This is a genomic window from Corynebacterium haematomassiliense (assembly GCF_013978595.1).
GTDB lineage: Bacteria > Actinomycetota > Actinomycetes > Mycobacteriales > Mycobacteriaceae > Corynebacterium > Corynebacterium lehmanniae.
The window spans coordinates 1320564-1344717 of the sequence record NZ_JACDTZ010000001.1; the positions used below are offsets into that span (position 1 = coordinate 1320564).

Genomic DNA, 24154 nt, shown 5'->3' on the forward strand with positions numbered 1-24154 from the left:
GGCACTACTGGCGCGGGGTGCGCAGCACGTAGCCGACGCCGCGGACGGTGTGGATCAGCTGCACGTCGCCGGTGTCGACCTTGCGGCGCAGATACGAGATGTAGGACTCGACCACGTTGCCGTCGCCGCCGAAGTCGTAGTGCCACACGTTGTCCAGGATCTTCGCCTTGGACACCACGACCTCAGCGTTGAGCATGAGGTAGCGCAGCAGGTTGAACTCGGTGGGCGACAGTTCCACGATCTCGCCGGCCTTGGTCACCTCGTGGGTGTCGTCGTTGAGCGTCAGGTCCGCGTAGCGCAGGGTGGTGTCTTCGTTGGCGTCCTCGCTGACGTTGCCGCGGCGCAGGATCACGCGCAGGCGGGTGATCACCTCTTCGAGGGAAAACGGCTTGGTCACGTAGTCGTCCGCGCCGATGGTCAGGCCGTGGATGCGGTCTTCCACCGCGTCCTTGGCGGTGAGGAACAGCACCGGCGCGTCCAAGCCTTCGGCGCGCAGCTTGCTCAGCAGCTCGAAGCCGTCCATCTCCGGCATCATCACGTCGAGGATGTAGGCGTCCGGCTTCCAGGAATGCGCGAGTTCGATGGCTGCGGGACCGGAGTTTGCGGTCTCCACCTCGAACCCTTGGAACTTCAGGGAAACAGTCAACAGTTCCACAATGTTCGGTTCGTCGTCTACGACGAGCACCTTCAGGTTCTGCGAGTTGTCTGCCATGTCAATCACTTTCCGTTTCGTCGCAATTTCTGCGTTGCTAACAAGATAGAGCGATTAAACCGCACAAGTCTGCACGTTTCCTGTACGTCCACTGAATGGCTCTCGCGGACTTCCCCCGAAATGGCTCCCCGACAACAAGCCCCACAAAAAGAATTGGAGCTGGAGACGGGACTTGAACCCGCAACCTACGGTTTACAAGACCGTTGCGCTACCAATTGCGCCACTCCAGCAGTGCAGCAAAATCTTACACACGCCCCGCACCTGCGACACAACTGCCCAACCGATAGTGTGAGCGTGTGGCAGAAGGTAACTCATTGTGGGAGAGGATCTCCGGCTCGCGGCAGCGCGTGGCAACGATTGACGAGGCCCGCACGTCCCCGCCGCCGTCCGTCCTCGCGCCCATTAACTTGGCAGATCCCGCCGAGGTCGCGGCGGTGATGAACATCGCTGCGCGCATCGGGGAGATCCTCATCGCGAACGCGACGACCTCCGCGGATGCGGCGAAGCAGATCCACACGGTGTGTTCCTCCTACGGCCTGCACTACGTGCATGTTTCGATCACGGTGAACACGATCACGCTCAACACGATCATCGGCGTGGATCAGCGCACCCCGGTGAATGTGTTCCGCGTGGTCACGATGATCAGCGAGAACTACCACAAGCTGCAGGAAGTCGACCGCCTGATCCGCTCGATCCGATCCGGCGCGACCCCGCCGGAGATGGCGGAGCGGATCCTCAACGACATCGACACCTCCCCGATCCCCCACCGCAACACCCGCAACCTCGCTGGCTGGACGGTGATGGGGTTCTTCGTGGCCATGCTGTTGGGCGGGGACCTGCTGATGATGACGGTCGGTGGCCTAACGGCCTTCCTCATCATGGGCTTCAACAAGCTGCTCTCGCGCGGCGGCCTGCCCGCGTTTTTCCATAACGTCATCGGCGGTTTCCTCGCCACGGTCCCGGCCGCAATCACCTACGACTTCTCGGCGTCGATCGGACACACAATTGTGCCCAGCCAGCTCATCGCGACGGGCATCATCGTGCTACTCGCGGGTCTGACGCTTGTGCAATCGCTTCTCGACGGCGTCACCGGCTCGCCCTTAAACGCCTCCGCCCGCTTCTTCTCCGCCATGCTGAACACCGGCGGCATCGTGGCCGGCGTGGCCGGCGGCGTGGCGGTCTCGGAGATGGTGGGCATGCCCCTGCCGCCGATCGAGCTTCTCCCCGGCAGCGCTGCGTATTCGAACGCGCTGCTCACCGTGGTCGGCGGCGGGATGGCCGCGGCAGCCTTTGCCGTGTGCTGTTTCGCGGAGCGCGCCGCGATCATGCTTTCCTTTGTCACCGCCGCGCTTGGCTCCGCCTGCTACTACATCCTGCTCGCCCCGCTGGGCCTGGGCAGGCTATCCGCGACCGCGGCGTGTGCGATCGTGGTGGGCCTCGTCGGCGGCCTGATTTCCCGCCGGTTCCTGATCAACCCTGTAATCACGGCCGTGGCAGGCGTGACCCCGTTTCTGCCAGGCTCGTGGATTTACCGCGGCATGTACGCATTGATGAACGAGCAGATGCTGCTGGGCATGATGAACTTGTTCACCGCCATCGGCACCTGCATGGCTTTGGCCGCGGGTGTGGTGTTCGGCGAGTGGGTCGCCCGCCGCATCCGCCGGCCACAGCTGTATGTGCCGTACCAAGCGTTCAAACGCGCTGGCCGCTTCACGTTCGAGCAGCTGCTCAGGGTGCGGCGACGCAGATAAGTTCATCGCGTAGGATGAAAACCCTTGACGCCTGATGCTAGGAGGAGACCGTAGTGCCACCCAAGATCACTGATTCGCGCCCTACCGCCGAGGCGATGCACGCTGTTGAGGAGCAGACGGCTTCGGGTGCCCGTCGGATCGTGGCAACCTACGCCGAAGATTTCCTGGACGGCGTAACGCTGATGTCCATGCTGGGGGTTGCCCCGAAGGGCTTCGTGTACAAGCGGTACGTCGAGGAGCTCGAGCAGGAGGCCGAGGAGGAGGCACCGAAGAAGGCCACCAAGAAGAAGGCAACCAAAAAGAAGGCCACCAAGAAAAAGTCGACCAAGAAGGCTTCCAAGAAGAAGGCGACGAAGAAGAAGGCCACCAAGAAGTCGACGAAGAAGACTGCCAAGAAGGCCTAGATGGGGGACAACGAGTTCGTCGTCGTGGCGAACCGCCTGCCGGTGGACAAGGTGGGAGACCACTACGAAGTCTCCCCGGGTGGCCTCGTCGCCGCCCTCGCCCCGGTGTTGCGTGCCCGCGAGGGTTGCTGGGTGGGGTGGCCCGGCAACATCGGGGAAAAGCTTGAGCCGTTCGAGTTCGGCGGCATTTCCCTCTTGCCGGTCGCACTCGACCAGGACGATTTCGAGGGCTTCTACGAGGGCTTCTCCAACTCCACGCTCTGGCCGCTCTACCACGACCTGATCGTCCAGCCGGAGTACAACCAGGCCTGGTGGGACCGTTACGTCGAGGTGAACCGCAAGTTTGCGGAGGCGACCGCGAAGGCCGCCGCCGAAAACGCCACGGTGTGGGTGCAGGACTACCAGCTGCAGCTCGTGCCGGGGATGCTCAAAGCAATCCGCTCCGACGTGACCGTCGGTTTTTTCCTGCACATCCCCTTCCCCGCCCCGGCGTTGTTCCAGCAGTTGCCGTGGCGCGACGAGATCCTCGAGGGGTTGAAAGGCTGCGACCTGATCGGCTTTCAGCGCCACACCGACGAGGACAACTTCCGTCTGCTCACCGACGACATCCGCACCGGCACCTTCCCCATTTCCATCGATTCGGGGGAGATCGCAACCGCCACAAACGAGCAGGTCGAGACGCTGCGAAACGCCGTCGGCAACCCGAAGCACCTCCTTCTTGGCGTGGACCGCCTGGATTACACGAAGGGCATCCTGCAGCGCCTGCTGGCCATCGAGTCGCTGCTGGAGGAAGACAAGCTCTCCGACATCGCTTTTATCCAGATCGCGACCCCGTCGCGCGAGCGTATCGAGCACTACCGCACCACCCGCAAGGAGGTCGAGGAGGCCATCGGGCGCATCAACGGCCGCTTCGGCGAGGTGGGCCGTCCGGTCGTGCATTATGTGCACCGCAGCGTCCCGAAGGAGCAGCTGGGCACCTTTTACGCGGCCGCGGACATCATGCTGGTCACCCCGTTCAAGGACGGCATGAATCTGGTGGCGAAGGAGTATGTGGCGGCCCACCCGGACGCGGACGGCGCGTTGGTGCTCTCCGAGTTCGCGGGCGCCGCCGTGGAGCTCAACCGGGCGTATTTGTGCAACCCGTTCGACCTGGAGTCCATCAAGGAGGCGATCCTCGCGGCCACCGACCCGGATCCGGCGCGCATGCGCCACATGCACAACTGGGTGATGGAGCACGATGTGGCCGCGTGGGCGAAATCTTTCCTGGAGGAGCTGTGAAGCGCGCTCTAACAATCCTGCCGCTATTCGCCCTGGCCGCCTGCGCGCCCGCCCCCACGTGGCAGGTTGTCTCGCTGCGCACCAGCGAAGACCAGCCCGCCACTGAGACCTCCGTTGCGCGCCTGCGTATCGACGGCCAAAGGTTCACCGGCACCACCGGCTGCTCTGACGTGTCCGGCTCGTTCGAGGGCGAAGACACCATCACGCTGACCGACCTCACGCTCAGCGACCCGGGCGATTGCTCCGGCTGGGCCCGCCACACCCACGACCAGCTCGCTCATCTCCTCACCGAAAGCAAATCCTTCCAGGTCTCCCGCCCCGCAGACTTCGAGATGATCCTCGTAGCAGAATCCGGCGAAACGATAAGGCTGATGCGATGAGGCTCCTCGTCTGCCTGGATTTCGACGGCACCCTCGCCGAGCTCAACCCGGACCCGTACGCGGTCCGCATCCACCCACAATCAGAGGCCGCCATCCGCCGCCTCGCCGCCATCCGCGACACCGAAGTGGCCATCCTCACCGGTCGCCACATTGCGGGCATCAAGCAGGTCCTTCCGGCGGACCTCCCAGTAACAATCATCGGCTCCCACGGCGCGGAGCCGGGGCCACAACTCGAAGACCAAGACCGCGCCTACCTCGACCACATCGAACACCAGCTCAACGCCCTCGCCACCGACGGCGCCTACGTGGAGGTCAAGCCGTACCAGCGCGTCCTCCACGTGGCGAAGGTACAAAACCCAACCGCAGCCAAAGCCATCCTCGCCGCCGCGAACGCCATCGACACGCAAGGCCGGCCGAAAACCCAGGGCCACAACGTGGTGGAGTTTTCCGCGGTGGAGATCACCAAGGGCACCTGGCTCAACGCCTACAAGCAAGCGTTCGACCGCACCATTTTCGCCGGCGACGACGACACGGACGAGCACGCGATGGCGGTGCTCGAGGAACACGACCTCGGCATCAAGGTTGGAACAAAGCCATCGCGGGCCACCCGCCGAGTCCCAAATGTCGACGCCATGGCACAATTGCTCACCCAACTCGCCGACGAAAGGGAAGCATGGAGCGCCACGCGCTAGTCCACCAGGGCCACGAGCGCCGCTGGATTGAAATCCCGGGGAACGCCGACGCCCTCCTTCTGGTTCTCCACGGCTCGTTGCAGTCCAGCAATGTGATGCGCAACTTCACCGACCGCACCTTCGAGGGCCTCGGCCCCACCGTGGTCTACCCGGACGGCATCAAGCACCACTTCAACGACCTGCGGGCGGGCTTCAACGAGGACGCGCGCCGCATGCGCATCGACGACGTCGGCTTCCTCACCCAGGTCGTCGAACACTACGGCCTGCCCACCATCGGTTGCGGCTTCTCCAACGGCGGGCAGATGATCATGCGCCTGCTTTTCGACGCCCCAGGCCTGCTCACCGGCGCAGCCACATTCGGCGCGTCGATGCCCACCGAAGACAACTCCCTGACCACCGCCGACAACTACCAGCCGACGCAACTCCTGGCCGTGCAGGGAACAAAAGACAAGCTCGTGCCTTACGACGGCGGCATGGCCGGCATCGGCGGCAACAACCGAGGACCCACAAGATCCGCCACAAACTCCGCCGAGTTCTTTGCGGAGCTGAACGGGTGCGTCGGCCACGAGACGTCGATAAGCGAGAAGCTCCGCGTCGACGATTGGGCCGGCGAGCACCCGGTCCGCCTCGTCTCCCTCGAAGGCGCCGGGCACATGGTGCCGGTAAACAAGGACCTCGACCCGCGCCTGGGCCACAACCCGAAGTCCCCTACCGGCGGGGAGCTTATCCGCGAGTTCTTCTTTGCCTAGCAAACTCGCTTAGCACCACGCCCGCCGCGACGGAGGCGTTGAGGGATTCCACCCAGTCCTCCATGGGCACGGACATGATGACGTCGCAGTTTTCGCGCACCAGGCGCGAGATGCCCTTGCCTTCGGAACCGACGACGATGACCACGTTGTCGGCTGCCTGGTCGAAGGTGTCCAGGGTGTGCTCGCCGCCCGCATCCAAGCCGACCACGGTGTAGCCGTTGTCCTTGAACTGCTTGACGGTACGGGTCACGTTGGTCACCCGTGCCACGGGCAGGCGCGCCGCGGTGCCTGCGGAGGTCCTCCACGCCACGCCGGTGACCTGCGCCGAGCGGCGCTCCGGGATGATCACGCCGTTTCCCCCGAACGCCGCGGTCGAGCGAATCACGGCGCCAAGGTTGCGCGGATCCGTGATGTTGTCGAGCACCACGAACATGCCGGGTCCGTCCACGGACTCGAGCAGATCGTCAAAGTCCGCGTACTTGTACGGCTGGATCTTCAGGCCGATGCCCTGGTGCATGCCGTTGCCGGTCATCGCGTCGAGCTGCTGGCGCGGCACCTCGTGCACCGGGATGCCCTTGGAGTTGGCCATCCCGACGGCCTCGCTGAGCCGCTCGTCGTGGCCGGTGCCAGCGACCACGTACAGCGCCTCCGCCGGCACCTTCGCCTTCAGGCACTCCACCACCGGGTTGCGGCCGACCACCATGTCGGCGACTTCCCTATCGTGGCGTCCCTGCGCGCGGCGCTGGCGGTCGAGCTTGCGCTTGTGGGCGGCGTGGTAGACGCGGTCCTCCGCCTTCGGGGTCGCACCCTTGCCGCGCAGCCCGCGGCGGCGCTGTCCGCCGGAGCCCTTCGTGGGGCCCTTCTTGTTCTTCTTCTGCTTGTCGGGCCGCTCGTACGGTTTCGCCATGATCTACTCCTTCACCTGCCACTGCGGCCCGTCGGCCGTGTCGGTCACCTCGATGCCGGCCGCGGCCAGCCTGTCGCGCACCTCGTCGGCAGTCGCCCAGTCCTTCTCCGCGCGGGCGACCGCGCGCCGCTCCAGCTCGGCGCGCACCAGCACATCGAGCGCGTTGCTATTGCTTGTCGACGACGGCCACGCCCCCGGATCCACACCCAACACCGCTGCCATCGCACGCACCTGAGCTGCGATAGGCGCGGGATCAGAAGATTTATTGCCCTCGCGCACCATGTTGTGGATCTCGGCGAGCGCCTTGGGCACCGAGAAGTCGTCGTTGAGTGCCTCGGCGAACCCGTCGGTCCAGGTTGTGGGCTCGGGCATGCCGGCGCGTTTGACGAATTCCTCGATGCGCCGGTAGCCGGCCGCCGCCTCCTGCAGCGCCTCCGGCGAGTACTCGAGCACGCTGCGGTAGTGCGCGGAGCCCAGGTAGTAGCGCAGCTCCACCGGGCGAACCTGCTCGAGCATCGCGTCGATGGACAGCACGTTGCCCAAGCTCTTCGACATCTTCTCGCCCGCCATGGTCACCCAGTGGTTGTGCATCCAGAAGCGGGCGAACCCATCGCCGGCCGCATGCGACTGCGCCTGCTCGTTTTCGTGGTGCGGGAATTGCAGGTCCAGCCCGCCACCGTGGATGTCGAACTCGGAACCGAGGTACCACGTGGACATCGCGGAGCACTCGAGGTGCCAGCCGGGGCGGCCCGGGCCCCACGGGGTGGGCCAGCTCGGCTCGCCCGGTTTGGCGGCCTTCCACAGGGCGAAATCCGGGTCGTCGCCCGTCATATCCTCCAGCTTGTTGCCGGAGATCGAGCCGTAGTCCCCGCCGGCTTTCACCCAGGCGTTCACGTCGAAGTAGACGGAGCCTTCGCGGGTGTAGGCGAAGCCTGCGTCGATAAGCCGCTGCATGTAGTCGACCATCTGGGTGACGTGCCCGGTCGCGCGCGGCTCCACGGACGGCGGCAGCACCCCGAGGGTGTCGTACGCGCGGGTGAACTCGCGCTCGTACGTGGAGACCCACTCCCACCAGGGGCGGTTGTGCTCGCGCGCCTTGGTCAGGATTTTGTCGTCGATGTCCGTGACGTTGCGCGCGAACGCGACATCGTAGTCGTTGGCCAAAAACCAGCGGCGGACGATGTCGAACGCGACACCCGAGCGCAGGTGCCCGATGTGCGGTTTGGCCTGCGGGGTGGCACCGCACAGGTAAATCGAGACGTGGCCGGGCCTAATCGGCTCGAAGTCGCGCAGTGTGCGGGTCTTGGTGTCGAAAATGCGTTGCTTCACAACACCGCAGTCTACAGAGACGACTCGTCCACCTTGAGCTCCGAGTAGCGCGCCTCCGGAACGCTGAACTCGTAGGGCTTACCCACCGGCTCCCAGACCTGGTCCGCGCTGCACTTCACGTCCTGCGCGTCGCCGTCGAGCATGGTGAAGCCCCACACGAGCCTGCCCTGCTTGCCGGCGTCGAGGGTGTACGGGCCGACCACCTGGTTCAGCGACCAGCTGACCTGGTGCACGTAGTTCCAGCCGTACGCACGGGAGACGTTCTTCACCAGGTCGCCCTTCGGCGTGAAGGTGCCGGAGACCTCCAGGGTCTGCACACGCTTCTCCTTCACGGTCTGCTCCACCGGCACCGGACCTTCGGTGTCGTTGCCCACGCTCGCGGCGTCGGTCTGCTTGAACCAGCGGCGGGTCGCGTCGACGTAGGTGTCGGTGAGACCCGGGGTGGCGCAATGGCTGCCCGGGGCGAGGTCCTCGTTCCAGCGCTGCGGGAGCTCGAAATCGTAGGACTGCGCGTTGGCGGGGGCAGCAAACAGCAGCATTGCCGCCAGCGCAGGGATCACCCGTTTCATTTACGCACCCCAGTCGATGTTGTCGCGGGTGCTCACGCGGACGTGACGCTCCTTCGGCATCGTCGCGGTGAACGTGTTGCCGGCAGCTTCCCAGGTGCCGTTTGCACCGCACACGGTCTCCTGGCCCTTGAAGTCGGAGACGATCCAGCCGGCCTGCAGCACGGCGGTCTTGCCCGGGGCGATGTTGTACGGGCCGACCTTCTCGCCGACCTCGTAGGACTGCTCGTTCGTGTAGCTGGTGGAGAAGGTGAACTGGATCAGCTTGGCCACGTCGAAGCTCAGGCCCGCGGTGACGTTCCACGTCTTGGTCTTGGTCTCGGTGATCGAGCGGGTCACGGGCAGCGGCTCGTCGTTGTAGTTGGCCACGGTCCAGGTGCCTGCGGAACCGTCGAAGTAGCTGCGGACGATCTCCACGGTCTGGCCGCGGTCGCCCGGGTTGGCGCACTTGTCGCCGATGGTGGTCGGGTTCGTCTCGTCGTAGGTGCGCTGCGGCAGGGCGTTGGCGGCCGGGGCGAGAGCGATAACAGCGGCGGTGGTGAGCAGAGCAATGGTGCGTTTCATGGTTATTCCTTAGAGGTAGGTTTGGGTGGGTACGGGGAGGTTGCGGTACTCGTCCGGGGTGACGTCGATGACCTGCTTGGTTCCGTCCTTGCTGGTCACGGTGGCTTCCGCCCAGAAACCGGACGGCGCCGCCGACTGCGGGTGCGTGACCACGCGGGAGTACTTGCCGTCGCGGCCGGCGGAGATTTCGCTGTAGTTGATGCGCGTCATCGTGGTGCCGTACTCGACGCGGACGCGATCGCCCGGCTTCAGGTCGATGGGCTTCAGCGGGGTGTTCACCGGCATGTAGGCGCGCTTGACCGCACCAACAGAGGTGAGCCAGCCTTCCGGCAGCCGACCGTCCTCGCCCATCCAGTTGAGGTACTGGTTGTTCTCCGCGCCGACGACGTAATCCGTCACCGGGCGGAAGGTGTAGTCGCCCTTGGACCAGTTGAGAAAGTCCTGCGAGTAGCCCGGCTTGCGGAAGGTCGGCGCCACCGCCTCGATGTCGTGCGGGTACCAGGACTTGTCGCCCTCGCGAGCGGGCTCGTTCAGCTTCGGCCACTCGTCGTCGCGGCGGAAGGAAGCATCAGGCTTTACGACGGCGTCCCGTTCCCCCGCCACCTTCTCCAAGCTCGGACCAGAGGTGGCGGTGTACGTGTCGCCGGCAGGCTTCGAGTTCGCGCCCTCAGCACGGGCAGGGATCTCCATGGCCAGGTTGGACACGGAGCCGTCTGCCTTGATGATGTACGCGAACGCGTAGCGCTCCGCCGGGCCGGTGCCACGGATGACGTTCGCGCCCGGGGCGTTGCGCAGCACGCCGTTGTCGCAGGTGACGAACATGGAGATGAAGTCCTTCTCCAGCACGCCGTAATCCACGCGGAACGACTCACCCGGGCCGAGCTCGATCGGACCGAAGGTCTCGCCCTCGATCCAGCCGTTGGACTCCTTCAGGCCGATGTCGGCCTTCGCGGTGGTGTCCCAGCCGCTGGGCAGGGCCGCCTTCGAGTTGGCCTCGATCTTGCGGTTCGTGCCCGTCTCCACCGTCGCCGTGTAGGGCACGGTCTGGTCGGTGCGGTTGGTGAACTGGAGAGTGCCGTCCGCGAGGTAGCGGCGGGCGGTCTCGCCGTAGCGCCACTCGGGCGTGACACCGGCGCTGCACTCCGTGTCCAGGTTCTCAATGGGGTACCCCTGCGGCATCGCCGGGACCGCCGCCGCGATGGGGGCGTGGGCCACCGCGACCGTTCCAAGCACCGCAGCGAGCGCTGTACGTGTTTTTCGCATGCGGTCACGATAAGCCGAAAACTCTCTGAACGGAAGCTAAAACCGCAGGTAGGGAACTTTAGTTACGAAATAGGGAACTTTCGTTCCACCAACGCCGTCGCAATGGCCGCGCGGCCCTCCCCGCTGCCGGTGAACCCCATGTGGTCCGTAGTCGTCGCCGAGACGGACACCGGGGCGCCGAGGGCCTCCGAGAGCACCCGTTCCGCCTCCTCGCGCACCGGCGACATCTTCGGGGTCTGGCCGATCAGTTGGGCGGAGACGTTGACGACGCTGTGGCCGTGGGCGTCGAGAAGCTCTTTGAGCTCCTGCAGAAGCTGGATACCTTTCACCCCGTCGTACTCCGGGCGGCCGACACCGACGAAGGAGCCCAGGTCGCCCAGGCCGGAGGCAGACAACACGGCGTCGACGATGACGTGGCTGACCACGTCGCCGTCCGAGTGACCCTCGCAGCCGTCCTGGCCTTCGTGGAGGATGCCGGCGATCCAGCATTCTTTCCCGGGTTGGATCTGGTGGGCGTCGAACGCCGTGCCTACTCGAAGATTTGTCATAGGTACGACGCTACTTCAGGGTCCGGCGGATAGTCGCGGATGGCGTAGTACTCGTGCATCTCCGCGCACTCCACTTCTCTCCAGTGCCATTCCAGCGCGGCGAGGATATCCAAAGGGTCCTCCGGTTGCTTTTTCGGCGGGTACTCGAATGTCATGCCGAACCGGTCCTCCAGGGCGTGGATGGTGGCCATGCATGCGTCGTAGTCGAGGTCGTTTTCGTACTTCTCCACCGCGGAGTGACACCGGTTGTAGAACTCGGCGCGGTCCTTGCGTTTCTGGCGGCGTTTCTCCAGCGTCGTCTTCCATCTCGGGTTCGTCGGCTGCAGGTAGTCGGTGATGAACCCTTCCGGCGCCGAGACCTGGAAGGTGCCGTCCGCGTGCAGCCACACAATTTCGCCGGTGACAGGGTCTGGCACGTAGTACACGCGACGATCGGTTTTGATGTTGTGGTGGTGTGCACACAGGCTGAACAGGTTGGACACGGTGGTCTTGCCGCCCTCGTCGTACGGGATGCGGTGGTCCAGCTGGCAGTTTTCGGCCTTCACGTTGCAGCCGGGCCAGAGGCAGACCCCGTCGCGGGCCTGCACCAGCGCGCGGATGGCGGCGGTGGGCACGTATGCCTCGGTTTCGGCGTGCTCGGCTTCGTCCAGGTCCACGATGTGGGGCGGGTTGTCCTCCAGCATCTGCTCCACCGCGGCGGTGCCGTCGGCGTCCGTCCAGCCGAAGTTGGGAATGTAGTAGGAGCTGCCCGGCGTTTTCGAGGTGAACATGTAGAGCACGACCTTGGGCGTCGCGCGAATGTCACCGGTGAGGATGGCCTTGATCGCGTCGTCCCGCGAGAGCTTGTGCTCGCGCGCCACTTGTTCGGTGTAGCGCTCCATCAGGCCGACCGTGGCGGGATCGCCCTCGACGTTCAGCCCCGCGTCGCCGTCGTCCTGGCCGTAGAAGTGGCTCCGGCAGGTGCCGAACGGCATGTCTTTTTCTTTCTTCCGCTCCTTGATCTTCTTTTGGTTCGGCGCGAGGTCGGAATCGATGCGCTGGATCCGCTCGCGCAGGCGGCGACGCAGCGAGCTTGGCGACGGCAACTCCGCCCCCACCCGCTTCGGCGTGAACACCTTGACCAGGTACTCATCCATGTCCGCGAGAATGTCTGGCGTGGCCAGGTCATTGAGACGGTTCAGTGTGGACTCGATGGCCGACAACCTCCGAACGTCCAACCTGCGGGTCTCCTCCTGCAGCGCACACAGCTTCGGCAGATCCGCCAGCACCGAATACCCGAGAATCCCGGATTCAGCCCAACTTTGGCTCTCCCCTACTGCCATCGCGATCGAATAGGCCTCCAGTTCGAAGTCCTCCACTTCCACCAACGGTTTGGCGTACCGGTGGAAGATTGCAAACTCCGCTTCCCGCATCGCCTGGCCTGCAGCTGCGACCGGACAACCTTCCTTCTCTGTGACAAATGTTCCGCTCATGTCTCACCCTCCTTCCCGAAACTACTATCGAACATAGTTCCGACCCACAACACATGTCAAGGGTTTTTCAAAACTTTTTTCGGCAATTTTTTCGAACGTCCGAAAATGCGAAAATCCCCCACGCGTACCTATAGCAAACGACCCCGACACGGGCCCTAGACTGCGCCGACCACGCTTTCCGCGAGCTTCAGGTCCAGCGGGGTGGTGATTTTGAACGCCATGGGATCCCCCTCTACAGACACCACCGGCACCCCGAACCACTCCATCAACGAGGCGTCGTCGGTGGCGACAAACGCTGGCTCTTCAGCGAGGTACTTTTCGTTCGCCTCTCGCAGCAGGCGCAGGTCAAAGCCCTGCGGCGTCTGGGCGGCGCGCAACGCGGACCGGTCCAGGGTTGCTTCGATAGTCTTCCCCGAGACCCGCTTAACCGTGTCCGCAACCGGCACCACCGGCACGACGGCGGGGGCGCCGCCCAGCACCGCGTCGACCACGCGCGAGACCATCGCTGCGGGGGTTAACGCGCGGGCGGCGTCGTGGACGACCACGCAGGCGTCGTCAAGCGAAATTGCGTTGAGCGCGGCGAAGATGGAGTCCGCGCGCTCCGCGCCCCCGTGCACGAACTGGACGTCGTAGCCGGCCAGAAGCTCGCGGGCGCGGGCCTCCATGGCCGGGCTGACCACAACGACAATATGGTCGACGACCTCGGACATCGTCGCCACGGAGCGCTCGAGCAGGGTGCGACCGCCGAGCTCCACATAGGCCTTGGGCACCTCCGCGCCCAGGCGGGTTCCCTGGCCGGCGGCGGCGACGACCGCCACAGTTTCGCGGCGCAATTTACTTGTCGTCGTCCTCGTCGTCGAAGGAGAGGTCGTCCAGATCCACCTCGTCATCGTCGTCGACCTGGCCCGGATCCTCGGAAATACCGGCCTTGACCTGCGCGTCGATGATGGCCTGGATCTGCTTTTCCATCTCCTCGACCTTCTTCTCGTCCACCGGCTCCGCCAGCGCGAGCTCGCCGACAAGAATCTGCCGCGCCTTGCCCAGCATGCGCTTCTCACCTGCGGAAAGGCCCTTACCCTGGTCGCGGCGCCAGAGGTCGCGGACCACCTCGGCGACCTTGTTGATGTCACCGGACGCGAGGCGCTCCTGGTTGGCCTTGTAGCGGCGGGACCAGTTGCCCGCCTCCTCCACGTCGGTCTCGCGCAGTACGGAGAACACCTTCTGCAGGCCTTCCTCGTTGACCACGTCGCGCACACCGACGAGCTCGGAGTTCTTCACCGGAACGCGCACTTCAAGGTCCGAGTGGAGAATCTGCAGCACCAGGTAATCGAGCGTCTCCCCGCGCATCTCGCGCTGCTCGATGTCGGCGATGCGGGCCGCTCCGTGGTGCGGGTACACGACCACTTCTCCGACCTTGAATTCCATTGCGGCTCCTTGCGTCGTTAGGCGAAGTTCAGACCCCAACACCCTACCACCGAGCATTTTGCTTATCGACGACCAAAGGTCGGCTCGCCCAATAGGGGGAGCAAGTGGGAAAACTTACTGTGCAGACGCTAGAGTAAGGCGGAGAAAACCCTCGAATGAGTTTGATGATGGAGGACACCCCCGTGAAGTCCCTGAAGCGCGTCGCTGCCGCCGCCGTCGCTGGCTGCGCAACCCTGGCCCTCGTCGGCTGCTCCGCCGGCCAGATCACCCAGACCTCGAACCAGGTTGCGGCCGTTGACGGCGCAAGCGCCTCCACCGAGGACGGCTCCGTCTCCGTGCAGGACGTGACCGTGGTGCTCGCTGAGGACGGCCAGGCCGCACTGAAGTTCACCGCCACCAACCAGGACACCTCCATGAAGGACCACACCTTGAAGTCCGTGGAAGTTGACCGCAAGCCGGCGACCGTTTCCAGCACCTCCGCAATCGCCTACAACTGCGCGCTGGTCGCGGATTCCAAGGACGGCCTGGAGCGCATGCCGCAGGACAAGAACGACAACTGCATCGAGTACACCGCCACCTCCCTGGTGAACGAGGGCTTCGCCTACGGCGGTAACGTCCCGGTCACCTTCAAGTTCGACACCGGCTCGGTGGACGTGGATGCGACCGTGTCCGCACCGACGTTGGCTTCCGGCCAGGTGGACCGCGAGGTTTAGTTCCTCTTTTAGAATTTGCCGCTGGTTTGACCAGCGGTTTTTTCGTGTTCGAACGCCGTGTCGGGGCCGTGTTATACGGTGTGGCGCATGGCAAAGAAACCCCGTGTTATCCACACCTGCACCGAGTGCGGCTACTCCTCCCCGAAGTGGCTCGGCCGCTGCCCTGAGTGCGGGTCCTGGGGCACGCTCCAAGAGGAGGCGCCGGTTGCGTCGGGCCCGGTGAAGACGTCCTCGCTGACGCCGTCCGCCCCCGCAAGCCCGATCACGAAGGTCGAGGCCGCGGCGACGAAGACGGTGAAGTCCGGCATCCTGGAGCTGGACCGCGTGCTCGGCTCCGGCGTGGTGCCCGGCTCTGTCGTTCTGATGGCTGGCGAGCCCGGCGTGGGCAAGTCCACCCTGCTGCTGGAAGTGGCGTCGCGCTGGGCGAAGCAGGGACGCAAGGCGCTCTACGTCACGGCGGAGGAGTCTGCGGGCCAAGTCCGCGCCCGCGCCGAGCGCACAGAGGCACTGGTGGACACGCTGTACCTGGCCGCCGAGTCCAACCTGGACGTGGTGTTCGGGCACGTGGAACAGCTCAAGCCCTCGCTGCTGATTGTGGATTCGGTACAGACCATGCACGCCGCCGGCGTCGAAGGCGTGGCCGGCGGCGTGGCGCAGTCCCGCGCGGTCACCGCGGCGCTGACCACGCTGGCCAAGACCACCAATATCCCGGTGCTGCTGGTGGGGCACGTGACCAAGGACGGCAACGTCGCCGGCCCGCGCGTGCTGGAGCACCTGGTGGACGTGGTGTTGAACTTTGAGGGGGACAGGCAGTCGTCGCTAAGAATGCTCCGGGGCATTAAGAACCGCTTCGGCGCGACTGATGAGGTCGGCTGCTTCGAGCAGACCTCCGGCGGTATCCGGGAGGTGCCGGACCCGTCGGGGCTGTTCCTGTCGCACCGTGGACAAACGCCGGACGGTTCCGCTGTGACGGTGGCGATGGACGGCGTGCGCCCCATCCTCGCCGAGGTGCAGGCACTGACCGTGGACCCGGTGAACAAGAGCCCGCGGCGCGTGGTCACCGGCCTGGATTTCAACCGGGTGCCCATGGTGTTGGCGGTGCTGCAAGCGCGCTGCGGGGAGCGCACGAACGACAAGGACGCGTACGTGGCCACCGTCGGCGGGGTAAAGATCACGGAGACGGCCACGGACCTCGCCGTCGCGCTTGCCACGTGGTCGAGCCTGCACGAGAAGCCGCTGCCTGCGAAAACCGTGGTTGTGGGCGAGGTGGGGCTGGCGGGCGAGATCAGGCGCGTGCCCAACCTCGGACGGCGCCTCCAAGAAGCGGCGCGCATGGGCTACACCGGCGCGATCGTGCCCGCGGGAGAGGAGCTGTCTATCGACGGCCTGACGGTCCGCCCCGTCTCCACCCTCGCGGAGGCGCTGTCCTTGCTACAGTAGGCGCCATGAAATCGGGGGAAATTCAGCGGGCTATTCACGTGCTCCGCGAACACACGGCAGATCCACACCACGTAGTTGCAGTCATCGAGACGGCGACGTTTCTGTTGCGGGGAGGGCTGCACGACCAGGCATTGGGCCTGGTCTCCGGCACCGAGCCGTTCATCGAGCATCCGGCGGAGGCGATGGGCGCGCTCGGGGAGTTCTTCGCGGCCGCGTTGGACGCTGGGCTGGGTGAGCGTCCGCTCGTGCGGTTCACCTCCCCGCGCTGGCCGGGCACGGACCCGCAGGTGGCGTCGCTGGCGGAGGCGTTCGGGGGGACGAGCAGGCGCGTGGATGGGTATTGCCTCGACCTGGCGGATTTCGCGGACACGGTGGTGTTTTCGTTGACGGCTCCAGTCGGGGCGCACCTGCCGGAGCCGGACCAGCTGGTGGAGCAGGTGATGGTGCTGCAGGACCTGGATCTGAGCACGGAGCAGGCCCGCAAGATCTTCGACGCCGCCGGCGCGGTGGCGTTCCACTTGTCGCTGGACTACGTGGTGGTGTTCCAGCTCGCCCTGCTTGCGGACGAAGCGCGGCGACCCCTGGACACCCTGGCGTTTCTGAACGCGCTGTCGCAGCTGCCGGAGCGCATGTGCCCCGGCATGGAAGAAGTAGATCTCGCACTGGTGAAGGCCGCGAACTACATGGACTTGGGCGCGATGCGCGACGCCGCGGCCTGCCTGCTGCTGGACACGGCCGGCAAAGAGCCTGACACCGCCCTGCGCCGGTATTCGCTGGTGATGCGCAGGCTTTTGAGCACCGACGAGTTCGACGCGGCGCTGTACCTAGTCTCCCCTACCCAGGACATTGTGGACGCTGGGCACGGTTCGCCGTGGTGGCGTCTGGAAGGGGCGTCGGCGGTGGCGCAGTGGGTCGCCTCCGCGGCCGATCCCGGGTTCGGGCAGCTCTGGCCGTCGGCGCGCGCTCGTCTTGAGCGCGCGTTTTCCGAGTACGTGGACAGCGGCGCGTCGGAAGGCTTGGGCGCGCAGTACGTCGGCAACGTGGTCACCGCGCTGCAGAAAACGCAGCGGGCGGAGGAAGCGGTGGACCTGTCGTCGTGGGCGCTGCCGGTCGCGGCGAAAACAAATAACCCGAAAGAGACCCTGTTTACGCTCTGCGACAATGCAGTGTCCCTGTTTTGCTGCGGGTGCTTCGAGGAATCCGCGATGGTGTTTGAGTCCGTGCACCAGCGGGCGCGCGAAGCCTGCGATGCCGAGGCGATGGGGTGGGCCGTTAACTACCTGCGCGACTTCGGGGTGTTCTCGGGATCGCCCGCGTATTCGCAGGCGCTCCAGCGGCTTAGGTGATGTTGAAGGGGCTGGCGTCGGAAGCGTTGTCCCCGATCACGCCGTGCAGGAAGTAGGAGCCGGCCTTCACTTCCGGGCGATTGTCGCACTGCCCCGGCTGCGATGCAGTGGCGGACCAGCGGGCCTCCCAACGGCGCTTCTCGCCCGGCGCGAACTCGACGTTTCCTGCGGCGACCGGCGGGTAACAGTCGGTGTCAGACCAGATGCGGTCGTTGGTGGCCATGTCGTAGACCTCGAAGCGCAGCAGGGCGTCGTCCAGGTTGATTACGCAGTCGGTGTCGGTGGGGTTTTCCACCTCCATGTAGAACACCGGCTGGACCCCAACCGCATACGAGGGCTGGTTGCTGGACGCGTGGATTTGCAGGTCAGCCAGTTCGCAGCTGCCCTTCTTCACCGGAGCGGCGGCGGTCTCCTCGCTCGGCTCGGTGGGTTCGGTGGGCGCCTCCGAAGATGACGGAGTCGTGCTCTCCTCAGAAAGCTGCACCGTCGGCTCGGTGGCCAGGGTGGTGGACGGGGCTTCCGCCACGGTTTCGGGGGTGGTTTCCGTCTCGTCCGTCTTTCCGCTGCGGGCGAACGCGGACAGGCCCCACACCAAAAGCGCCACAACCACCAGCAGGATGACGAGTGCCGCCACGCGGCGGCGCATGTAAATCTCTGGAGGCAGTGGGCGCTGGTTCGACATGCCTATAACTTAATCGCCGAAGTTTTCGTAGGTGGTCTCGACACGGCCGTCGGACAGGCGGTAACGCGCACCGACCACACCGACCGTCTTGTGCTCCAGCCCGGAAATGACGGCCGGGATGCGCGCCACCAGGTGCTCTGCGCCGTTGCGGGCGTGCGCCTGCTCCACCTGTTCGCCGCGGGTTTTCGCCTCCGCCACGGCCGGCGAAATCTTCTCCACGAACACGCGCGTCAGCCCCGGAGGGATGTCACCGGACTCGAGCGCGGACACCGCGGCGCCCACAGCGCCGCACTTCTCGTGGGCGAGGAAGAGCACCAGGTCCACCCCGAGGCCGTCCACTGCGTACTCGACGGACGCCGACACTGCGGAGTCCACGCAGCCACCGGCGGTGCGGATGACAAAGATGTCGCCGAAGCCGGCGTCGAAAAGCAGCTCAATCGGCACGCGCGAATCGGAGCAGCCCACCACGCACACTGCCGGGTTCTGGCCGGAGGTGAGCTGCTGGCGGGTTGCGGGGTCGCGGCGCGGGTCCGCGGTGTTGCCGGTGGCGAAGCGTTCGTTGCCGGCTTGAAGCAGCTCCCACACCTCGCGGGGTGTGGTGGCGGCCTGGAGATCGGTTACGTCAGTCATGACCACTATTGTTGCACGCATTGTGACGAAACTGCGCCCAAACAAGATCATCGACTGGTACCGAGCCAACGCCCGCGAGCTGCCGTGGCGAAACTCGTCAACGTCCGCTTGGGGCGTGCTGCTCAGTGAGGTGATGAGCCACCAAACTCAGGTCGAGCGGGTCGCCCCCATCTGGCAGGAATGGATGGAACGATGGCCCACCCCGGCGGCGTTCGCGCAGGCTGGCACGGACGAGATCCTGCGGGCCTGGGGCAGCCTGGGATACCCGCGCCGGGCGCTGCGCCTGAAGGAATGTGCGCAGGTCATCGTGGATGAGCATGGCGGGGAGGTGCCGGAGGACGTCGATAAGCTGCTGGCTCTCCCCGGCATCGGCGACTACACCGCGCGGGCGGTGGCGTGCTTCGCGTTCGGGAAAAACGTGCCGGTTGTGGACACGAACGTGCGGCGCGTGGTCGCTCGGGTGGAGCGCGGCGAGGCGCTCGGGGCGCCCGGCAAGAAGGAGATCGAACAAGTGGCGGCGCTGCTACCTGCGGAAAACGGCCCCGAGTTTTCGGTGGGTCTGATGGAGCTCGGCGCGCTCGTGTGCACCGCGCGGGCGCCGAAATGCGAAAAGTGCCCGGTGAGTTCTGAGTGCGCGTGGCTCGCAGCCGGCAAGCCTGAGGCCGAGGTGAAGAAGCGAACTCAGAAGTTTGTTGGCACCGACCGCCAAGTGCGCGGCAAGATCATGCGGCTGTTGCGCGAGTCTGAAAGCCCCGTTGAGCAAAAGCTTATCGACGCCCTCTGGCACGACCCCGCACAGCTTTCCCGCGCACTATTTTCCCTGCTCGAAGACGGTCTGGCCGAGCAGGACGAGAAGGGCTACTTCCACCTGCCGCGGTAGTGCAGCCCACCGGGTAGCTTCACGTACACGCCGCCGCGGGAGTTGAAGGTGACCGGCCCGATCTTCCGTGATGCGGACACGCCGGACTTGGAGTAGTTGAGCCAGCTGCCGTCGCTGAGCTTTTGGCGCTTGCGGTACTGAATTCCCATGGAGGGGAGCTTACACTGCTTCCCATGCGTAAACGGTGGTGTCTTTTTGCTGTCCCGCTCCTGATCTGCCCCTCTGCTCACGCTGAGGATTTGAGCGCGGAATCGTTGTCGTCCCTGTCGTCGGTTGGCTCGTCGACTTTCGAGGTCATCGGCGACGCGTCGTCGCTGTCTTCCATCCCGGAGCTGTCCTCGCATGCACTGGGCGGCGCGGCGGGCGACGCTGCCGGCGAGCTCAACGCGAAGAAGCGGGTGCCGGGCACCAACGGCAAGCGCATCCGCTACACCTCCGTCAACGAACGCGGCGAGAAAGTGCCGGTCACCGGCGCGTTGTACGACCGTCCGTTTGCGAAGGGCCTGGTTGTTCTCGCTCCGGGCACGCGCGGCCTGGGCGACCAGTGCGCGCCGTCGGCGGCGTCCTCCATGCTGTCTTCGCTCGGCCTCGACGGCACGGTGAACATCAACTACGAGGCACCTATGGTGCAGATGCTTCTCGACGACGGTTACCGCGTGGTCGTCACCGACTACATGGGGCTGGGCACCGACGGCCTGCACACCTACCTCAACCGCGTCGACCAGGGCCGCGCGGTCATCGATGCCGCCCGCGCCGTGTCCAAACGCGGCGAGAAGGTGGCGTTCTGGGGCTACTCGCAGGGCGGCGGCGCAGCCGCCGCGGCCGCGGAGCTCGTCGGCGACTACGCCCCGGAGCTCAACGTGGTGGGGACGTTTGCCGGCGCTCCCCCGGCCGACCCCCTGGGCGTGCTGCAGCAGGCGTCCGCGCCGATGCTCACCGCCGTGGCCGGTTTCGCCGCCGCCAGCTACTCGGAGACCTACCCCGAATTCCGCGACGCCATCCAGGAGTACCTCACCGACGACGGCAAGAAACTGTTGGAGGATCTGAAAACGTCGTGCGTGGTGGACGCGTCGATGCGCGCCCCGAAGATCACGGGCGACATCTTCGTCGACGGCAAGACCTTCGCGAAGATTGCGGAGGAAGACGAGCGGATTGGCAAGTACCTCGAGCGCAACAAGTTGGGCAAGGTGAAGCCGAACGCCCCGATTATGGTGCTGACCAACCCGGACGACGACCTCGTCCCGGAGCCGCAGGCCACCCAGTTGGCCGAGGACTACTGCGCGATCGGCGCCGATGTGGAGTACCGGCGCGTGGTGGTGCCGGGCTCGCCGACGCAGCCCTTGTCGTCCGGCCGCCGCGAGCTCACCCCGCGCGCGCCGGGTTCCGGCCACGCGCTGCCGCTGGTGCTGCAGACGGGCAACGTCTCGGACTGGCTGTCCGACCGCTTCAAGGGCAAGCCCATGAAACAGGTGTGCCCCTCCGACCACCCCGAGTATGAGGTGGTCGAGGGGCTCAACGCCGTGGAGATCACTGCGATCGTTGTCGCAATCCTCGGCGCCCTGGGCTTGTGGGCTTACGCTTACACCGGCTCGGGGCCGTTGCCCTCATTGCCGTCGTTGCCTTCCTTGCCCTCGCTGCCCTTCTGATCTTCGCGTTCATCCGGGAATTCTGAGGCCTCGGACTCCGGCTGGGTGCGCTCCGGCTCGATGTCGCGGACTTCGTCCTCCGGCTCCACGTCGAAGGCCTCTGCCGGCAGCGGGCGCGGGCGCGGCGTGAAGGTGAACTTCGCGTCCGGCGCAGCCTTGCCGCGCTCCTTGCGCGCAGCCTCGACGTCGCCGTCCCAGCCTTCGACGTCCACGGTGATGATCTCGCCGGCGCCGATCTCGCCGAACAGGATCTTCTCCGACAGGATGTCCTCGATCTCGCGCTGGATCGTGCGGCGCAGCGGGCGCGCACCCAGCACCGGGTCGAAGCCGCGGACCGCGAGCAGGTTCTTCGCGTTCTCGGTCAGCTCGATGCCCATGTCCTGCGCGGCCAGGTTCTTGTCTACGCGGCCGATGAGCAGGTCCACCATCTTGACAATTTCGTCCTGGTTGAGCTGCTTGAACACCACGATCTCGTCGATGCGGTTCAGGAACTCCGGGCGGAAGTGCTTCTTCAGCTCGTCGTGGACCTTGCCCTTCATCCGCTCGTACTGCGCCTCGGAATCCGCGGCGGTGTCGCCCGTGAAGCCCAGGCCGACAGGCTTGGAGATGTCGGAGGTGCCCAGGTTGGAGGTGAAGATCAGCACCGTGTTCTTGAAGTCCACATTGCGGCCCTGGCCGTCAGTGACGTGGCCTTCTTCGAGTACCTGGAGCAGCGTGTTGTAAATCTCCTTGTGCGCCTTCTCGATCTCGTCGAAAAGCACCACGCTAAACGGCTTGCGGCGCACCTTCTCGGTGAGCTGGCCGCCCTCTTCGTAGCCGACGTATCCCGGAGGGGCGCCGAAGAGGCGCGAGGCGGTGAAGCGGTCGTGGAACTCGCCCATGTCCACCTGGATCAGGGAGTCGTCGTCGCCGAAGAGGAACTCGGCGAGCGCCTTGGACAGTTCCGTCTTACCCACACCGGACGGGCCGGCGAAGATGAAGGAGCCGGACGGACGGTTCGGGTCCTTCAGGCCGGCGCGGGTGCGGCGGATGGAGCGGGAGACGGCCTTGACTGCCTCGTCCTGGCCGATGATGCGCTTGTGCAGCTCGTCTTCCATGTGGAGGAGACGGCTGGACTCGCTTTCGGTGAGCTTGAACACCGGGATGCCGGTCCAATTGGCCAGCACGTCCGCGATCTGGTCCTCGCCGACCTCGGCGATTTCCTCCAGGTCGTCGGAGCGCCACTTCTTCTCCTTGGCGGAGCGCTCCTCCCCCAGCTTGCGCTCGGTGTCGCGCAGGCCGGCGGCCTTCTCGAAGTCCTGGGCGTCGATCGCCGCTTCCTTTTCCTTGCGCACCTCGGAGATGCGGTCGTCCACCTCGCGCAGGTCCTCCGGGGCGGTCATGCGCTTGATGCGCATGCGGGCGCCGGCCTCGTCGAGAAGGTCGACGGCCTTGTCCGGCAGGAAACGGTCGTTGATGTAGCGGTCCGACAGCGTCGCGGCCGCCTTGAGCGCGTCGTCGGTGTAGGACACGCGGTGGTGCGCCTCGTAGCGGTCGCGCAGGCCCTTGAGGATCTGCACGGTGTCTTCCACGGACGGCTCGTCCACCTGCACCGGCTGGAAGCGGCGCTCGAGGGCGGCGTCCTTCTCGATGTGCTTGCGGTACTCGTCCAGCGTGGTCGCACCGATGGTCTGGAGTTCGCCGCGCGCCAGCTTCGGCTTCAAAAGCGAAGCCGCGTCGATGGCGCCCTCGGCGGCACCCGCGCCGACGAGGGTGTGGATCTCGTCGATGAACAGGATGATGTCGCCGCGCTGGTTAATCTCCTTGAGCACCTTCTTCAGGCGCTCCTCGAAGTCGCCGCGGTAGCGGGAACCGGCGACCAGGGAGCCCAGATCCAGGGAGTAGACCTGCTTGTCCTTCAGCGTCTCCGGGACCTTGCCGTTGGCGATGTCCAGGGCGAGACCCTCCACAACGGCGGTCTTACCCACACCAGGCTCGCCGATGAGCACCGGGTTGTTCTTGGTGCGGCGCGACAGCACCTGCATGACGCGCTCGATCTCCTTTTCGCGGCCGACAACCGGGTCGAGCTTGCCTTCCTTCGCCGCTGCGGTGAGGTTGCGGCCGAACTGGTCCAGCACCAGCGAGTTGGAGCGCTCGCCGCCCTGCGGGCCGCCGCCAGCGCGCGGACCCGCGCCCGCACCCGCGAAGCCCGGCTGGTTCTGCTGCGGGGACTCCGGGTTCTGGCCCTCGCCGCCCTCGTAGCCGGACAGCAGCTGGATAACCTGCTGGCGCACGCGCGGAAGATCCGCGCCAAGCTTGATCAGCACCTGTGCTGCCACGCCGTCGCCCTCACGGATGAGGCCGAGCAGCAGGAACTCGGTGCCGATGTACTTGTGGCCCATCTGCAGGCCCTCGCGCAGGGAAAGCTCCAGCACCTTCTTCGCGCGCGGGGTGAACGGGATGTGGCCGGTCACCGGCTGGGTGCCGTGGCCGATAATGTCGATGACCTCGCGGCGCACGTCGTCAAGGTTGATGCCCATGGACTCGAGCGCCTTCGCTGCGACGCCCTCGCCCTCCTTGATCAGGCCGAGCAGGATGTGCTCGGTGCCCATGTAGTTGTGGTTGAGCTCGCGCGCCTCCTCCTGTGCAAGGACGATGACACGACGGGCCCGGTCGGTAAACCGCTCGAACATGTGGCTGACCCCTTCTTTCCTAAATCAGTTGTCCACCACCATAACGCTGGGGTCCGACATCACTTCCCTGGTTTGTTCGCGCATACCCGCATGGTCGTCGATAAG

25 protein-coding genes and 1 tRNA gene are annotated in these 24154 nt (G+C 65.5%); 11 read left to right on the plus strand and 15 right to left on the minus strand.

Translation table 11 applies throughout. The features are described 5' to 3' along the window. Nucleotides 1-4 precede the first annotated feature (4 nt). Together H0193_RS06360 and H0193_RS06365 are read right to left on the minus strand one after the other, a co-directional pair. A complete protein-coding gene (locus H0193_RS06360) occupies nucleotides 5-712 on the minus strand; it encodes a response regulator transcription factor (RefSeq protein ID WP_181889050.1) in 708 nt (235 codons plus the stop codon). A 154-nt stretch (nucleotides 713-866) separates the two neighbouring features. Next, nucleotides 867-942, minus strand: a tRNA-Thr gene (locus H0193_RS06365). Nucleotides 943-1008: 66 nt separating this feature from the next. Here H0193_RS06365 and thrE point away from each other — a divergent pair. Genes thrE through H0193_RS06395 form a run of 6 tightly spaced genes read left to right on the plus strand, consistent with a single transcriptional unit; the run spans nucleotide 1009 to nucleotide 5966 of the window. After that, the gene (thrE, locus tag H0193_RS06370; protein WP_420838844.1) at nucleotides 1009-2463 is read left to right on the plus strand and encodes a threonine/serine exporter ThrE; all 1455 of its coding nucleotides are present in this window, start codon (nucleotides 1009-1011) and stop codon (nucleotides 2461-2463) included. A gap of 53 nt (nucleotides 2464-2516) precedes the next feature. Continuing rightward, nucleotides 2517-2867, plus strand: a complete 351-nt coding sequence (locus H0193_RS06375) for a hypothetical protein (protein ID WP_181889051.1) — start codon at nucleotides 2517-2519, stop codon at nucleotides 2865-2867. Continuing rightward, nucleotides 2868-4145, plus strand: coding sequence for an alpha,alpha-trehalose-phosphate synthase (UDP-forming) (locus tag H0193_RS06380; RefSeq protein WP_181889052.1), 1278 nt, complete (start codon nucleotides 2868-2870; stop codon nucleotides 4143-4145). Then, a complete protein-coding gene (locus tag H0193_RS06385; RefSeq protein WP_181889053.1) occupies nucleotides 4142-4525 on the plus strand; it encodes an META domain-containing protein in 384 nt (127 codons plus the stop codon). The genes H0193_RS06380 and H0193_RS06385 overlap by 4 nt, the downstream gene beginning before the upstream one ends. Then, nucleotides 4522-5217 (plus strand): trehalose-phosphatase, encoded by a 696-nt coding sequence (locus H0193_RS06390; protein WP_181889054.1) that lies wholly within the window; start codon nucleotides 4522-4524, stop codon nucleotides 5215-5217. The genes H0193_RS06385 and H0193_RS06390 overlap by 4 nt, the downstream gene beginning before the upstream one ends. Beyond that, entirely contained in the window at nucleotides 5199-5966 is a 768-nt protein-coding gene (locus H0193_RS06395) for a CE1 family esterase (RefSeq protein ID WP_181889055.1), read from the plus strand. The genes H0193_RS06390 and H0193_RS06395 overlap by 19 nt, the downstream gene beginning before the upstream one ends. Here H0193_RS06395 and rlmB read toward each other — a convergent pair. From rlmB to H0193_RS06440, 9 genes are all read right to left on the minus strand, one after another. Continuing rightward, nucleotides 5941-6873: a 23S rRNA (guanosine(2251)-2'-O)-methyltransferase RlmB gene (rlmB, locus tag H0193_RS06400; protein ID WP_181889056.1), complete on the minus strand. Its 933-nt coding sequence runs from the start codon at nucleotides 6871-6873 to the stop codon at nucleotides 5941-5943. The two genes, H0193_RS06395 and rlmB, sit on opposite strands and share 26 nt — an antisense overlap. A gap of 3 nt (nucleotides 6874-6876) precedes the next feature. Further along, nucleotides 6877-8202, minus strand: coding sequence for a cysteine--tRNA ligase (gene cysS, locus H0193_RS06405; RefSeq protein WP_181889057.1), 1326 nt, complete (start codon nucleotides 8200-8202; stop codon nucleotides 6877-6879). A gap of 11 nt (nucleotides 8203-8213) precedes the next feature. Next, nucleotides 8214-8771 carry a hypothetical protein gene (locus tag H0193_RS06410; protein WP_181889058.1) on the minus strand — a complete coding sequence of 186 codons (558 nt, stop codon included), beginning with the start codon at nucleotides 8769-8771 and terminating at the stop codon, nucleotides 8214-8216. Further along, nucleotides 8772-9332, minus strand: coding sequence for a hypothetical protein (locus H0193_RS06415; RefSeq protein ID WP_181889059.1), 561 nt, complete (start codon nucleotides 9330-9332; stop codon nucleotides 8772-8774). Nucleotides 9333-9341: 9 nt separating this feature from the next. After that, nucleotides 9342-10595: a hypothetical protein gene (locus tag H0193_RS06420; RefSeq protein WP_181889060.1), complete on the minus strand. Its 1254-nt coding sequence runs from the start codon at nucleotides 10593-10595 to the stop codon at nucleotides 9342-9344. Nucleotides 10596-10657: 62 nt separating this feature from the next. Then, the gene (gene ispF / locus H0193_RS06425) at nucleotides 10658-11143 is read right to left on the minus strand and encodes a 2-C-methyl-D-erythritol 2,4-cyclodiphosphate synthase (protein ID WP_181889061.1); all 486 of its coding nucleotides are present in this window, start codon (nucleotides 11141-11143) and stop codon (nucleotides 10658-10660) included. Then, nucleotides 11140-12615, minus strand: coding sequence for an HNH endonuclease signature motif containing protein (locus H0193_RS06430; RefSeq protein WP_181889062.1), 1476 nt, complete (start codon nucleotides 12613-12615; stop codon nucleotides 11140-11142). The genes ispF and H0193_RS06430 overlap by 4 nt, the downstream gene beginning before the upstream one ends. 155 nt (nucleotides 12616-12770) lie before the next feature. Further along, complete coding sequence (ispD, locus tag H0193_RS06435; RefSeq protein WP_236883425.1) at nucleotides 12771-13448, minus strand: 2-C-methyl-D-erythritol 4-phosphate cytidylyltransferase; 678 nt, start codon at nucleotides 13446-13448, stop codon at nucleotides 12771-12773. A gap of 1 nt (nucleotide 13449) precedes the next feature. Further along, nucleotides 13450-14040, minus strand: a complete 591-nt coding sequence (locus H0193_RS06440; RefSeq protein WP_181889064.1) for a CarD family transcriptional regulator — start codon at nucleotides 14038-14040, stop codon at nucleotides 13450-13452. A gap of 167 nt (nucleotides 14041-14207) precedes the next feature. Here H0193_RS06440 and H0193_RS06445 point away from each other — a divergent pair, with 167 nt between their 5' ends. The 3 genes from H0193_RS06445 (at nucleotide 14208) to H0193_RS06455 (ending at nucleotide 17539) form a co-directional block, all read left to right on the plus strand. After that, on the plus strand, nucleotides 14208-14753 hold the full coding sequence (locus H0193_RS06445) for a hypothetical protein (protein ID WP_181889643.1): 546 nt from the start codon (nucleotides 14208-14210) through the stop codon (nucleotides 14751-14753). A gap of 87 nt (nucleotides 14754-14840) precedes the next feature. Beyond that, nucleotides 14841-16193, plus strand: a complete 1353-nt coding sequence (gene radA, locus H0193_RS06450) for a DNA repair protein RadA (protein WP_181889065.1) — start codon at nucleotides 14841-14843, stop codon at nucleotides 16191-16193. A gap of 5 nt (nucleotides 16194-16198) precedes the next feature. Continuing rightward, nucleotides 16199-17539: a hypothetical protein gene (locus H0193_RS06455; RefSeq protein WP_181889066.1), complete on the plus strand. Its 1341-nt coding sequence runs from the start codon at nucleotides 16199-16201 to the stop codon at nucleotides 17537-17539. Here H0193_RS06455 and H0193_RS06460 read toward each other — a convergent pair. Together H0193_RS06460 and H0193_RS06465 are read right to left on the minus strand one after the other, a co-directional pair. Further along, nucleotides 17532-18221, minus strand: a complete 690-nt coding sequence (locus H0193_RS06460) for a hypothetical protein (protein WP_181889067.1) — start codon at nucleotides 18219-18221, stop codon at nucleotides 17532-17534. The two genes, H0193_RS06455 and H0193_RS06460, sit on opposite strands and share 8 nt — an antisense overlap. Nucleotides 18222-18230: 9 nt before the next feature. Beyond that, the gene (locus tag H0193_RS06465; RefSeq protein ID WP_181889068.1) at nucleotides 18231-18851 is read right to left on the minus strand and encodes a carbonic anhydrase; all 621 of its coding nucleotides are present in this window, start codon (nucleotides 18849-18851) and stop codon (nucleotides 18231-18233) included. Between H0193_RS06465 and H0193_RS06470 the strand changes: the two genes are divergently transcribed. Then, a complete protein-coding gene (locus H0193_RS06470) occupies nucleotides 18850-19731 on the plus strand; it encodes an HhH-GPD family protein (RefSeq protein WP_181889069.1) in 882 nt (293 codons plus the stop codon). The two genes, H0193_RS06465 and H0193_RS06470, sit on opposite strands and share 2 nt — an antisense overlap. Here H0193_RS06470 and H0193_RS06475 read toward each other — a convergent pair. Then, nucleotides 19710-19880, minus strand: coding sequence for a DUF4236 domain-containing protein (locus H0193_RS06475; protein ID WP_181889070.1), 171 nt, complete (start codon nucleotides 19878-19880; stop codon nucleotides 19710-19712). The genes H0193_RS06470 and H0193_RS06475 overlap by 22 nt on opposite strands. 90 nt (nucleotides 19881-19970) lie before the next feature. On the opposite strand from H0193_RS06475, the gene H0193_RS06480 reads away from it, so the two are divergent. Next, on the plus strand, nucleotides 19971-21377 hold the full coding sequence (locus H0193_RS06480; protein WP_181889071.1) for an alpha/beta fold hydrolase: 1407 nt from the start codon (nucleotides 19971-19973) through the stop codon (nucleotides 21375-21377). Here H0193_RS06480 and H0193_RS06485 read toward each other — a convergent pair. Continuing rightward, a complete protein-coding gene (locus H0193_RS06485; RefSeq protein ID WP_181889072.1) occupies nucleotides 21311-24049 on the minus strand; it encodes an ATP-dependent Clp protease ATP-binding subunit in 2739 nt (912 codons plus the stop codon). The two genes, H0193_RS06480 and H0193_RS06485, sit on opposite strands and share 67 nt — an antisense overlap. Between the last annotated feature and the right edge of the window lie 105 nt (nucleotides 24050-24154).

Coding starts and splice junctions, on each gene's coding strand:
- H0193_RS06360 (WP_181889050.1), bottom strand. CDS start 712: ATGGCAGACAACTCGCAGAACCTGAAGGTGCTCGTCGTAGACGACGAA.
- H0193_RS06380 (WP_181889052.1), top strand. CDS start 2,868: ATGGGGGACAACGAGTTCGTCGTCGTGGCGAACCGCCTGCCGGTGGAC.
- H0193_RS06390 (WP_181889054.1), top strand. CDS start 4,522: ATGAGGCTCCTCGTCTGCCTGGATTTCGACGGCACCCTCGCCGAGCTC.
- H0193_RS06395 (WP_181889055.1), top strand. CDS start 5,199: ATGGAGCGCCACGCGCTAGTCCACCAGGGCCACGAGCGCCGCTGGATT.
- rlmB (WP_181889056.1), bottom strand. CDS start 6,873: ATGGCGAAACCGTACGAGCGGCCCGACAAGCAGAAGAAGAACAAGAAG.
- H0193_RS06410 (WP_181889058.1), bottom strand. CDS start 8,771: ATGAAACGGGTGATCCCTGCGCTGGCGGCAATGCTGCTGTTTGCTGCC.
- H0193_RS06415 (WP_181889059.1), bottom strand. CDS start 9,332: ATGAAACGCACCATTGCTCTGCTCACCACCGCCGCTGTTATCGCTCTC.
- H0193_RS06420 (WP_181889060.1), bottom strand. CDS start 10,595: ATGCGAAAAACACGTACAGCGCTCGCTGCGGTGCTTGGAACGGTCGCG.
- ispF (WP_181889061.1), bottom strand. CDS start 11,143: ATGACAAATCTTCGAGTAGGCACGGCGTTCGACGCCCACCAGATCCAA.
- H0193_RS06430 (WP_181889062.1), bottom strand. CDS start 12,615: ATGAGCGGAACATTTGTCACAGAGAAGGAAGGTTGTCCGGTCGCAGCT.
- H0193_RS06440 (WP_181889064.1), bottom strand. CDS start 14,040: ATGGAATTCAAGGTCGGAGAAGTGGTCGTGTACCCGCACCACGGAGCG.
- H0193_RS06445 (WP_181889643.1), top strand. CDS start 14,208: ATGGAGGACACCCCCGTGAAGTCCCTGAAGCGCGTCGCTGCCGCCGCC.
- radA (WP_181889065.1), top strand. CDS start 14,841: ATGGCAAAGAAACCCCGTGTTATCCACACCTGCACCGAGTGCGGCTAC.
- H0193_RS06455 (WP_181889066.1), top strand. CDS start 16,199: ATGAAATCGGGGGAAATTCAGCGGGCTATTCACGTGCTCCGCGAACAC.
- H0193_RS06460 (WP_181889067.1), bottom strand. CDS start 18,221: ATGTCGAACCAGCGCCCACTGCCTCCAGAGATTTACATGCGCCGCCGC.
- H0193_RS06470 (WP_181889069.1), top strand. CDS start 18,850: ATGACCACTATTGTTGCACGCATTGTGACGAAACTGCGCCCAAACAAG.
- H0193_RS06465 (WP_181889068.1), bottom strand. CDS start 18,851: ATGACTGACGTAACCGATCTCCAGGCCGCCACCACACCCCGCGAGGTG.
- H0193_RS06475 (WP_181889070.1), bottom strand. CDS start 19,880: ATGGGAATTCAGTACCGCAAGCGCCAAAAGCTCAGCGACGGCAGCTGG.
- H0193_RS06485 (WP_181889072.1), bottom strand. CDS start 24,049: ATGTTCGAGCGGTTTACCGACCGGGCCCGTCGTGTCATCGTCCTTGCA.